At 65.8% G+C, this 13,161-nt stretch carries 2 protein-coding genes (1 of these 2 cut by a window edge); both read left to right on the forward strand.

Features of this window, described 5'->3' with window-relative positions; translation table 11 throughout:
- Entirely contained in the window at positions 1-12,552 is a 12,552-nt protein-coding gene (locus J4E63_RS17120) for a non-ribosomal peptide synthase/polyketide synthase (RefSeq protein ID WP_207282744.1), read from the forward strand.
- Positions 12,553-13,161, forward strand: partial view of a non-ribosomal peptide synthetase gene (locus J4E63_RS17125; RefSeq protein ID WP_207282745.1) — the 5' portion only. The gene runs 10,470 nt beyond the window's last position; only the first 609 of its 11,079 coding nucleotides appear in the window; the start codon lies at positions 12,553-12,555; its stop codon lies off the right edge, out of view. It abuts the gene before it with no gap.

Consider the following 13,161-nt stretch of genomic DNA (forward strand, 5'->3'; position numbering starts at 1 on the left):
ATGAATGCTGAAGACGCCTTGAAACTTGCTCGCCGGTTTATCGGGTTGCCCCTGGAAAAGCGCCGGATGTTCCTGGCCGCGTTGGACAAGGAGGGCGTGGAGTTCAGCGGTTTTCCCATTCCCCGGGGTGTCGAGGCCGAGGATCGCCAGGCGTTGTCCTATGCCCAGCAGCGCATGTGGTTTCTCTGGCAACTGGAGCCGGGCAGCGGTGCCTACAACCTGCCGGGCGCGGTGCGGCTCAAGGGCGCGTTGAGCCTGCCGGCCCTGGAGCAAGCCTTCGCCAGCCTGGTGGCCCGTCATGAAACCCTGCGCACAGTGTTCCAGCGCCAGGCCGATGACAGCCTGCTGCAGGTCCCCTCCAACACAGCGCTGGCGATCAAGCGCCAGGACTTCAGCGCCTTGCCGGCGGCCGAGCGCGAGCAGGCGGTGCGCCAGGCTGCCGAAGCGCAATCGATGCAGCCTTTCGACCTGTCCAGCGGCCCGTTGCTGCGGGTCGAATTGCTCACCCTCGATGAGCAGGAACATGTGCTGCTGCTGACCTTGCACCACATCGTCTCCGACGGCTGGTCGATGAACGTACTGATCGACGAGTTCATCCGCTGCTACGACGCCCATGAAGCAGGAGTGGCGCCGCAACTGGCCGATTTGCCGATCCAGTACAGCGACTACGCCCTGTGGCAACGCCGCTGGCTGGAAGCTGGCGAGCAGGCGCGTCAACTCGAATACTGGCAGGCGCAATTGGGCGATGAGCATCCCGTGCTGGAACTGCCCATCGATCACCCACGCCCGGCGATGCCCAGCTATCGCGGCACGCGCTTTGAGTTCGCCGTGGAACCGGCACTGGCCGAGCAACTGCGCGCCACCGCCCAGCAGCACAACATCACCCTGTTCATGCTCCTGCTTGGCGCGTTCAACGTGCTGCTGCATCGCTACACCGGCCACACCGATATCCGCGTCGGCGTGCCCATCGCCAACCGCAACCGCGCCGAAACCGAAGGGCTGATCGGCTTCTTCGTCAACACCCAGGTATTGCGCACCGAGCTCGGCGGCCAGACCCGTGTCGATGAGCTGCTGCGCACGGTCAAGGAAGCCGCCCTCGGCGCCCAGGCCCATCAGGACCTGCCGTTCGAACGGTTGGTGGAAGCCCTGAAACTGGAGCGCAGCCTCAGCCATACACCGCTGTTCCAGGTGATGTACAACCACCAGCCACAAGTGGCCGACATCGCCAGCCTCCGCACGGCGTCGGGACTGGAGTTGTCGATGCTGGAATGGCAGGGCCGCACCACGCAGTTCGACCTGACCCTCGACACCTGGGAAAAGGCCGGCAAACTGCATGCGGCGCTGACCTATGCCAACGATCTGTTTGATGCCGCCACGGTCGAGCGCATGGCCCGGCACTGGACACGGTTGCTGCACGGCATGGTCGCCGACAGCCGCGCGCTCGTCGGTGAATTGCCGCTGCTGGAAGCCGATGAGTACCAGCGCCTGATCCATGACTGGAACCCGGTGGATGCGCCGTTCGACCAGGCGCTGTGCATCCACCAGATGATCGCCCGCCAGGCCCAGGCTGCGCCGGATGCACTGGCGGTGACCTTCGCCAACATCCGACTGACCTACAGCGAGCTCGACGGCCGCGCCAACCGCCTGGCCCACAAACTCATCGAATTGGGCGTGGGCCCGGAAGTGCGCGTGGGTGTGGCGATGCCGCGCTCCGAGCACCTGCTGATCGCCTTGCTGGCGGTGCTCAAGGCCGGCGGCGCCTACGTGCCGCTGGACCCGGACTACCCGGCCGAGCGCGTGGCCTACATGCTCGACGACAGCCGCGCCCGGGTCTTGCTGACTGAGCAGGCGGTGGCGGCGACGCTGGACGTGCCGGCCGAAACCACCGTGCTGATGCTGGATCGGATCGAGCTGGGGCAGTACCCACTGGGTGCACCGGTCACCCACGTCACGCCAGACAACCTCGCCTACGTGATCTACACCTCCGGCTCCACCGGTAACCCCAAGGGCGTGGCGATTGCCCATCGCAACGTGCTGGCGCTGATCGATTGGTCCCGATCGGTCTACAGCCGCGACGACATCCAGGGCGTACTCGCCTCCACGTCGGTGTGCTTCGATTTGTCGGTGTGGGAACTGTTCGTGACCCTGGCCAACGGCGGCTCGCTGATCATCGCCCGCAATGCCCTGGAGTTGCCGCAATTGCCGGCCCGGGATCAGGTGCGGCTGATCAACACGGTGCCCTCGGCGATTGCCGCGTTGCAGCGCAGCGGCGAGATCCCGGCCAGCGTGCGCATCATCAACCTCGCTGGTGAGCCACTGAAGCAAAGCCTGGTGGATGCGCTGTACCCACAACACCCTTCCTGTGGGAGCGAGCTTGCTCGCGATAGCGGCGGGTCAGCCCCCCATGGACCAACTGACAGGGCGCCATCGCGAGCAAGCTCGCTCCCACAAGGGGTAGAGCATGTCTACGACCTCTACGGCCCCTCGGAAGACACCACCTATTCCACCTGGACCCGGCGCACCGCCGGCGGCACGGCGAACATCGGCCGGCCCCTCAAGCACACCGCCAGCTATCTGCTGGACGCCGACCTGCAACCGGTGCCCCAAGGCGTCTCGGCGGAGCTGTACCTGAGCGGCGCGGGCATCACCCGTGGTTACCTTGGCCGTGCCGCGATGACCGCCGAGAAGTACGTGCCCAACCCGTTTTCCACGACCGGCGAGCGCCTGTACCGCACCGGCGACCTGACCCGTTACCAGGCCGACGGCGCCTTGCAATACGTCGGTCGCATCGACCATCAGGTCAAGGTCCGCGGCTTCCGTATCGAACTGGGGGAAATCGAAGCGCGCCTGCTGCAACAACCCCAGGTGCGCGAATTGGCGGTGCTGGCCCAGGACGGCGAGCACGGCCAGCAACTGGTGGCTTTCATCGTCCCGCGCAAGGCTGCGGTGCTGGCCGACGCCGAGGCCCAGGTGCAATTGCGCGAAACCCTCAGGGCCGCTCTGCGTGAACACCTGCCGGACTACATGGTGCCGGCCTACCTGGTGTTCCTCCCACAACTGCCGCTGACCCCCAACGGCAAGCTCGACCGCAAGGCGTTGCCGGCCATTGACGGCAGCGAGCAGCAGCGTGAATTCGTCGCGCCCCACAGCCCTATGGAAAAAGCCCTGGCGGCGATCTGGCAGGACGTGCTGAACCTCGACAGCATCGGCCTGGAAGACAACTTCTTCGAACTGGGCGGTGATTCCATCGTCTCGATGCAAGTGGTCAGCCGGGCGCGGCAAGTCGGGATTGTGCTCAATCCCAAGGCCCTGTTCCAACACCAGACCCTGCGCAGCCTGGCGCTCGTAGCGCGCCAGGGCGACAGCCAGGCGATCGATCAGGGCCTGGCACGCGGCGCGGTGCCGTTGACGCCGGTGCAGCAGTGGTTCTTCGAGCGCGACATTCCCGAGCGGCAACACTGGAACCAGTCGCTGCTGCTGGTGCCGGGCGAACACCTTGATGCCGTGGCATTGGCCTCGGCCCTGGCCCGCTTGGCCGAGCACCATGACAGCCTGCGCCTGCGCTTTACCCAGGTGAATGGCCAATGGCAGCAAGCCTATGCCGAGCCGTCGGCGGCCAGTGTGTTGTGGCAGCGCCAGGCGACCTCGGTCGAACAACTCAACGCCCTGTGCGACGACGCCCAGCGCAGCCTCGACCTGGAAGACGGGCCACTGTTGCGGGCGTTGCTGGTGGACATGGTCGACGGCAGCCAGCGCTTGTTGTTGGCGATCCATCACCTGGTGGTGGACGGTGTTTCCTGGCGCGTGCTGCTGGACGATCTGCAGCAGTTCTACCGCCAACTGCAGGCCGGCCAGGCGATCCAGGTGCCGGCCAAGACCAGCGCTTATGGACAATGGTCGGCGCACCTGCACGGGCATCTCGATGGCTTCATGGCCAGCCTCGATTACTGGCGTGCCCAGGGTCATGCGCCGGCCGGCAACGGCTTGCCGTGTGATTACCCCGAGCGCCTGCTGCTGGCGTGTGACGAGCGCAAGGTGCAAGTGCGGCTGGACGCCGAACAGACCCGCCAACTGCTGCAACAGGCACCCAAGGCCTACCGCACCCAGGTCAATGACCTGCTGCTGACGGCTCTGGCCCGTACGGTGTGCCGCTGGACCGGCCAGGACAGCACGCTGATCCAGCTCGAAGGCCATGGCCGTGAAGCGCTGTTCGATGGCGTTGACTTGACCCGTACCGTCGGCTGGTTCACCAGCCTGTTCCCGGTCAGCCTCAGCCCGGCGCCGGCATTGAGTGCGTCGGTCAAGGCCATCAAGGAACAACTGCGCGCCGTGCCGGACAAGGGCCTGGGTTATGGCGTGCTGCGCTACCTGGGCGAACCGGCGGTGCGTGCCGAACTGGCGGCCTTGCCGGCGCCGCGCATCACCTTCAACTACCTGGGCCAGTTCGACCGGCAGTTCGACGACGGGGCGCTGTTTGTTCCCTCTAGTGAAGGCAGTGGCGCGGCGCAACATGCCCGGGCACCGCTGGCGAATTGGTTGACGGTGGAAGGCCAGGTCTATGGCGGCGAGCTGTCCCTGAACTGGGGTTTCAGCGAGCGGATGTTCAAGCAGCAGACCATCGAGACACTGGCCGCTGACTACCTCGCTGAACTGAGGACGTTGATCGAACACTGCTGCGCGCTGGAAACGCCACAGGCCACGCCATCGGACTTCCCCCTGGCCCGCATCAGCCAGGCGCAACTCGACAGCCTGCCGGTGGCCGCCGGGCAATTGGACGACCTCTATCCACTGTCGCCCATGCAGCAGGGCTTGCTGTTCCACACCTTGTACGAGCAGGCGGCAGGGGAATACATCAACCAGTTGCGCGTGGACGTGCAGGGCCTCGATCCACAGCGCTTCGCCGACGCCTGGCAGGCCACCCTCGACGCCCAGGACATCCTGCGCAGTGGTTTTGTCTGGCAGGGCGATCTCGAGCAACCGTTGCAGATCGTCCATCGCCAGGTCGAGTTGCCCTTCACGGTCCTCGATTGGCGCGGGCACGATCACCTCGCCGAGGCCCTGAATGAATGTGCCGACGCCGAGCGCCGTCAGGGCTTCGACCTGGCCCGGGCACCGTTGCTGCGCCTGGTGCTGGTGCAGACCGAGGCCGAGCGCTGGCACCTGATCTACACCCATCACCACATCCTGATGGACGGCTGGAGCAACGCCCAATTACTGGGGGAAGTCTTGCAGCGCTACAGCGGTCGCTTGCCCAAGGCCAATGTCGGACGTTACCGCGACTACATCGCCTGGCTGCAACGCCAGGACGCTCAACTGAGCGAGACGTTCTGGACCGGTCAGTTGGCCACCCTGCAAGAGCCGACGCGGTTGGCGCGCGTCATGTCCGCCAGCGAAATCCACAGCGGCCATGGCGATCACTTCCAGACCCTGGACGCGACCCGCACCCAGGCCCTGGAACAGTTCGCCCGCCAACAGAAAGTCACCCTCAACACCCTGGTGCAAGCGGCGTGGCTGTTGCTGCTGCAACGCTACACCGGCCATGACAGCGTCGCCTTCGGTGCCACCGTGGCCGGGCGTCCGGCGGATCTGCCGGGCATCGAGCAACAGGTTGGCCTGTTCATCAACACCTTGCCGGTGATCGCCGCGCCACGTCCGGACCAGTCGGTCGGTGCCTGGCTGCAAGCCGTGCAGGCACAGAACCTGAGCCTGCGGGAGTTCGAGCACACGCCGTTGGCGGACATCCAGCGCTGGGCCGGCCAGGGCGGCGAGGCGCTGTTCGACAACATCCTGGTGTTCGAGAACTACCCGATTGCCCAGGCCCTGGCAGAAGGCGCCGGGCAGGGCGCGGTGTTTGGCGAAGTCAGCCACCTGGAGCAAACCCATTACCCGTTGAGCGTGGCGGTGACCCTCGGCGAGACGCTGGCGCTGCACTACAGTTTCGACCGGGCGCATTTCAGCCCGGCGGCCATCGACGGCATCAGCGCGCAGTTGTTGCAGTTGTTGGAACGCTTCGCCGAGTCGGCGGCGCGCAACCTCGGGCAAATCGCCCTGGTCAGCGTCGAGGAACAGGCCCGGCAACAGGCCGCCAATCATCCGCAGCCGTACCCGACCGACATTGCCGTGCATCAGCGCATCGCCGATCTGGCGGCGCACAAGCCCGACGCGACGGCGGTGATCTTCGACGGCCAGCGTTTCAGCTATGGCGACCTCGACCGGCGCGCCAACCAGTTGGCCCACGCCTTGATCGCCCGTGGCGTGGCCCCGGAAACCCGGGTTGGCGTGGCCCTGCCGCGCAGCGAAGGGGTGATCGTCGCGCTGCTGGCGGTGCTCAAGGCCGGCGCGGCCTATGTGCCGCTGGACACCAGTTACCCACGGGAGCGCCTGGCGTACCTGATCGAGGATTCGGGGCTGGCGTTGTTGCTCACCGATTCCCGGGTGTCGGCGCAGTTGCCCCTGGACGGCGCCGCCCAGGTGCTGGAACTCGACCGCCTGGACCTGAGCCTGCAACCGACGAGCGCCCCAGCCGTGGGTATCGATCCGCAGAACCTGGCCTACGTGATCTACACCTCCGGCTCCACCGGCAACCCCAAAGGCGTGAGCGTGGCCCACGGTCCGCTGGCGATGCACTGCCAGGCCATCGGTGAGCGCTATGAAATGCGCGACAGCGATTGTGAATTCCACTTCATGTCCTTCGCCTTCGACGGTGCCCACGAACGCTGGCTCACCAGCCTGACCCATGGTGCTTCGCTGTTAATCCGCGACGACAGCCTGTGGACCCCGGAACAGACCTACAACGCCATGGCTGAGCACGGCGTGACCGTGGTGGCGTTCCCGCCGGTGTACCTGCAACAACTGGCCGAACACGCCGAGCGCGTGGGCAACCCGCCGAAAGTGCGCATCTACTGCTTCGGCGGCGATGCGGTGCCCAACGCCAGTTTCGAACGGGTCAAGCGCGCCCTCGATCCGGACTTCATCATCAACGGCTACGGCCCGACCGAAACCGTGGTCACCCCGTTGATCTGGAGGGCCGGCCGCGACGTGGCGTGTGGCGCCGCCTATGCACCCATCGGCAGCCGCATCGGCGACCGCAGCGCCTACGTGCTCGACGCCGACTTGAACCTGTTGCCCCAGGGCATGGCCGGTGAACTGTACCTGGGCGGCACCGGGCTGGCGCGGGGTTACCTGAACCGTCCGGGCCTGACGGCCGAGCGGTTTGTCGCCGACCCGTTCAGCCGCAGCGGCGGCTTGCTCTACCGCACCGGCGACCTGGTGCGCCAACGGGTCGATGGCACCTTCGATTACCTGGACCGCATCGACAACCAGGTGAAGATCCGCGGCTTCCGCATCGAACTGGGTGAAGTCGAAGCCAGCCTGCAAGCCCTCGACGGCGTTCGCGAAGCGGTGGTGGTGGCCCAGGAAGGGGCTGCTGGCAGTGGCAAGCGTCTGGTTGCCTATGTGGTGGCCGACGAGTCCGTGGGTGAGGCTTTCGCCGAGCACTTGCGTGATCAGCTCAAGACGACTTTGCCGGCGCACATGGTCCCGGCCTATCTGCTGCTGCTCGAACGCCTGCCGCTGACCCCCAACGGCAAGCTCGACCGCAAGAACCTGCCCAAGCCCGACGTCAGCCAATTGCAGCGAACCTACGTGGCACCGCGCAGCCCGTTGGAACAGCAACTGGTGTCGATCTGGCAGGACGTGCTCAAGCTTACGCAAGTGGGCCTGCGGGACAACTTCTTCGAACTGGGCGGCGATTCCATCGTCTCGATCCAGGTGGTCAGCCGCGCTCGCCAGGCCGGTATCCACTTCACTCCCAAGGACTTGTTCCAGCACCAGACCATCGAGGCGCTGGCGACGGTGGCCCAGACGGGCGCAGCGCTGCAAGCGATCGACCAACGACCGGTCACCGGCGAAACCGCGCTGCTGCCGATTCACCAGTGGTTCTTCGCCCAGGCGATTCCTGACCGTCATCACTGGAACCAGTCGGTGATGCTCAAGCCGACCCGAGCGCTGGATGCCCCGGCGCTGGAGCAGGCCTTGGATGCCCTGGTCGCGCACCACGACAGCCTGCGCCTGGCCTTCATCGAGCAGGCCGGAGGCTGGACGGCGCGCTACCGTGACGGGGTGGCCGACGGGATTGTCTGGCAAGCCGACGTCGCCGATCTCGCCGCGCTGCAAGCCCTGGGCGATCAGGCCCAGCGCAGCCTGCAACTGGACGGTGGCTCGCTGATCCGCGCGGTGCTGGCGAACCTCGCCGATGGCACCCAGCGTTTGCTGCTGATCGTGCATCACCTGGTGGTCGACGGGGTGTCCTGGCGGATCCTCGTCGAAGATTTGCAGACGGCCTATCGGCAGGCACTGACCGGCGCAACCGTGCAGTTGCCGGCCAAGACCAGCGCGATCAAAGCCTGGACCGAAGCGTTGCAGGGCTATGCTCGCAGCGCATCCTTGCAGGCCGAACTGGGTTTCTGGCAGCAACAGTTGCAAGGCGCCTCCACGGCGTTGCCATGGGATAACCCCCAGGATGGGCGGCAACAGGCTCAGGCCATGACTGTCCGTACGTCACTGGACAAGTCCCTCACCCGGCAACTGTTGCAGCAAGCCCCGGCGGCCTATCGCACCCAGGTCAATGACCTGTTGCTCACCGCCCTGGCGTGGGTGATGGTGCGCTGGACTGGCGCTGACAGCGTGGTGGTGCAACTCGAAGGCCACGGTCGCGAAGAACTGTTCGAACACATCGACCTGACCCGCACGGTCGGCTGGTTCACCAGCCTGTTCCCGGCTCGCCTGACACCCGCTGCCGAACTCGGTGCTTCGCTGAAGCAGATCAAGGAACAGCTGCGCGCCATCCCCCACAAGGGCATCGGTTTCGGTGCCTTGGCGCACCTGGGCGATGCGCCGGCGCGGCAAGCGTTGCAGGCCTTGCCGACGCCGCAACTGACCTTCAACTACCTCGGCCAGTTCGACGGCAGTTTCGCGGCGGCTGACGATGCCCTGTTCGTGCCCACCGCCGAGCATGGCGGTGAAGAGTTGAACATGCAGGGCCCGCTGGGCAGTCCGCTGGCGCTGGACGGCAAAGTCTTCGGCGGCGAGCTGGACTTGAGCTGGACCTTCAGCGGCGACCTGTTCAACGCCGCGACCATCCAGCGCCTGGCCGATGACTACCTGCAAGAACTCACCGCGCTCATCCACCATTGCTGCGACAGCCAGCACCGTGGCGTGACGCCGTCGGACTTCCCGCTGGCGCGGCTGTCCCAGGCGCAATTGGACACGTTGGTCCGAGACCCTCAGGCTGTCGACGACATCTACCCGCTGTCGCCGATGCAGCAGGGCATGCTGTTTCATTCCTTGCTCGGCCACGGCAGTGGCGATTACATCAACCAGATGCGCCTCGACGTCGAGGGCGTCGACCCGCAGCGTTTCCGCGCCGCCTGGCAGGCGGTGGTCGATGCCCATGACATTCTGCGTACCGGGTTCTTCTGGCAGGGCGACCTGGAGCAGCCGGTGCAAATCGTCCAGCGTCAGGTCGAGGTGCCATTCCGTGTGCTGGACTGGAACGGGCTGATGGATATCGACGACGCCTTGCAAACCCTCGCCGATGAAGAACGGGCCCAAGGTGTGGACCTGACCCAGGCGCCGTTGATGCGCCTGGTGCTGGTGCGCACCGGCACGGATCGGCATCACCTGATCTACACCAACCATCACATCCTGATGGATGGCTGGAGCAGCGCGCAGTTGCTCGGCGAAGTGTTGCAGCACTACCGCGGCGACAGCGTGGCCCGCCCGACTGGCCGTTATCGCGACTACATCGCCTGGCTGCAACGCCAGGACGCGAGTCTCGGCGAAGGGTTCTGGACGCAACAGCTGCGCACGCTGGATGAGCCGGTGCGCCTGGCCCAGGCGTTTGCGCGCCCGGCACAGGACGTCTCGGCGACGCTGTACGGCCATCACCGCATGCAGTTGGATGAGATGCAGACCCAACGTCTGGCCGAGTTCGCCCGCCAGGCCAAAGTCACGGTCAACACCCTGGTGCAAGCGGCCTGGCTGTTGCTGTTGCAACGCTACACCGGCAAGGCCAGTGTGGCGTTCGGCGCGACGGTAGCGGGGCGGCCGGCGGACCTGGTGGGCGTCGAGGGCCAGATCGGCCTGTTCATCAACACCTTGCCGGTCATTGCCAGCCCGCGTCCGGAGCAGGACCTGGGCGACTGGCTGCACAGCGTCCAGGCGCAGAACCTGGCCTTGCGCGAGTTCGAGCACACGGCGCTGTTCGACATCCAGCGCTGGGCCGGCCTGGGCGGCGAAGCCTTGTTCGACAACATCCTGGTCTTCGAGAACTACCCGATTTCCGAAGCCTTGGCACACGGTGCGCCTGAAGGCTTGCGCTTCGGTGCCGTGGACAACCTGGAACAGACCAACTACCCGCTGACCCTGCTGGTCAGCCTCGGTGCCGAGCTGGCGGTGCAGTTCAGCTACCAGTGCGCTCGTTTCACCGAAGCCTCGGTCGAGCAGATCGGCGTGCACCTGCAACGCTTGCTGCTGCAAATGATCGACGCCGGGCAACGGCCCTTGGGCGAACTGGGTTTGCTCGACGAGCGCGAAACCCGCCAGCACGTGCAAGGCTGGAACGCCACCACGGCGGAATATCCCCAGGCGCGCTGCGTCCATCGGCTGTTCGAGGTCCAGGCCCGGCAAACGCCGGATGCCACGGCGCTGGTGTTCGCCGATCAGGTGCTGAGCTATACCGAACTCAATGTCCGGGCCAACCGCCTGGCTCATTGTTTGAGCGAACAGGGCGTGGGGCCCGATCAGTTGGTCGGTGTGGCGCTGGAGCGTGGCGTGGACATGATTGTCGCCTTGCTGGCGATCCTCAAGGCCGGTGGCGCCTACCTGCCGCTGGACCCGGCGTTCCCCCAGGATCGCCTGGCCTACATGATCGAAGACAGCGGCATCGAGCTGCTGCTGACCCAACGTTCATTGCTCGACCAGTTCTGTGGGAGCGAGCTTGCTCGCGATGGCGGTGGTTCAGTCAATGATGATGTCGAGTGTGCCGACGCTATCGCGAGCAAGCTCGCTCCCACAGGGGGCGGGGTTGGCGTTAAGACATTGGTGTTGGATCGGGAGGGGGGCTGGCTCGACGGTTATGCCGGCGAGGCGCCGGCGACGCGCTTGGATGCGGAGCACTTGGCCTACACCATCTACACCTCGGGTTCCACCGGCAAGCCCAAGGGCGTGATGGTGCGTCATGAGGCGCTGGTGAATTTTGTCGCCAGCATGGCCCGTGAACCGGGCATCGCCGCCCGTGATCGGGTGCTGTCGCTGACCACGTTCTCGTTCGACATCTTCGGCCTGGAACTCTACGGCGCACTGTTGAGCGGTGCCTGCGTGGTGCTGGTGGACAAGCAGAGTGCCCACGACCCCGAAGCGCTGCTCAAGACCATCGACCGGCAACAGGTCAGCGTGGTCCAGGCCACGCCATCGACCTGGCGCATGTTGCTCGACCACCCGGCGTCCGGTTTGTTGGCCGGGCGCAAATGCCTGTGCGGTGGCGAGGCGTTGGCCGAGGACCTGGCCGAGCGGTTGCTCGATGTCGCTGGCGAGGTCTGGAACCTGTATGGCCCGACCGAAACCACCATCTGGTCGGCGGCCTACCGCTTGACTCAAGAGCACCGCGTGCCGTACCTCGGCCGGCCGATTGCCAACACGTCGCTGTACATCGTCGGCGATCACTTCGCGCCGAACCCGGTCGGGCTGATCGGCGAACTGTTGATTGGCGGCGACGGCCTGGCCCGGGGTTACCACGACCGGGCGGCGCTGACCGCCGAGCGATTCCTGCCGGACCCGTTCGGCAATGGCACGCGGGTGTACCGCACCGGTGACCTGGCGCGCCAGCGTGGCGACGGCGTGATCGAGTACATCGGCCGGGTCGACCATCAGGTGAAGGTCCGCGGCTTCCGCATCGAACTGGGGGAAATCGAAGCCTGCCTGCTGGCCCAGGAAGCGATCCGCGAAGCCGTGGTGGTGCCACAACCCGGGCCGGGCGGCCTGCAGTTGGTGGCGTACCTGGTGGCCACCGATCCAGAGACTGCCGAACCGACGGCCCTGCGCGAAGCCCTCAAGGCGCAGCTTGCGCCCTTGCTGCCCGACTACATGATGCCGGCGCACTGGCTGCTGCTCGAACGCTTCCCGTTGACCCCCAACGGCAAGCTCGACCGCAAGGCCCTGCCGCTGCCGGACGCCCAGCAACTGCTGCGTGCCTACGTGGCGCCACAGGGCGCGCTCGAACAGGGCATCGCCGACATCTGGCAAGACGTGCTCAAGCTCGAACGGGTAGGGCGCGACGACAACTTCTTTGAACTGGGTGGGCATTCCCTGCTGGCGACGCAAGCGACGGCGCGCCTGCAAATGGAACAGGGCGCCACGGTGCCCCTGGACTTGCTGTTCAGCACCACGTCCCTGGCCGACTACGCCGCACAACTGGCGGCCCACCTGACCCCTCACTCCAGCGCAGACCTGAGTGAGATGCATGACTTCCTGGCAGACCTGGAGACCCTTTGAATGACTCAGCTCGATAACCTGTCTCTGGTTCAGCGATTCATCCGTTTACCGCTCGCCCAACGGCAAGCGTTCCTGCACAAGCTGCACAGCAAAAACATGAGCCTGGCGGCGTTGCCGATCCCGGCGATGCGCGACGAGTTCGAGACCCTCGACCTGTCCTACGCCCAGGAGCGCCAGTGGTTCCTCTGGCAACTGGACCGCCACAGCGCCGCCTACCATGTGCCTACGGCGCTGCGCCTGCGCGGCGCCCTCGACCTGCCTGCGCTGCAACGCAGCTTCGACGCCTTGCTGGCCCGTCACGACGTGCTGCGCACGGTGTTCGTCGACAGCGCGCAAGGGCCCCGACAAGTGGTGCAGGGGCATTTGAGCCTGGCGATCGAGCCGGTGGTGGTGTTGGATGAGTCCGCGCTCACAGCCCTGATCGATGACGAAATCGCCGGGCTGTTCGACCTGCAGCAAGGGCCACTGCTGCGGGTCAAGTTGCTGCAACTGGCAGCGGACGACCATGTGCTGGTGCTGACCCAGCACCACATTATTTGCGATGGCGCGTCCGCTCGGATCATGGTCAACGACCTGGTCCAGCTCTATGCAGCCCACCGCAGCGGTCAG

Source organism: Pseudomonas sp. FW300-N2F2, from assembly GCF_017351655.1.
In the GTDB taxonomy this organism is placed as follows: domain Bacteria; phylum Pseudomonadota; class Gammaproteobacteria; order Pseudomonadales; family Pseudomonadaceae; genus Aquipseudomonas; species Aquipseudomonas fluorescens_AA.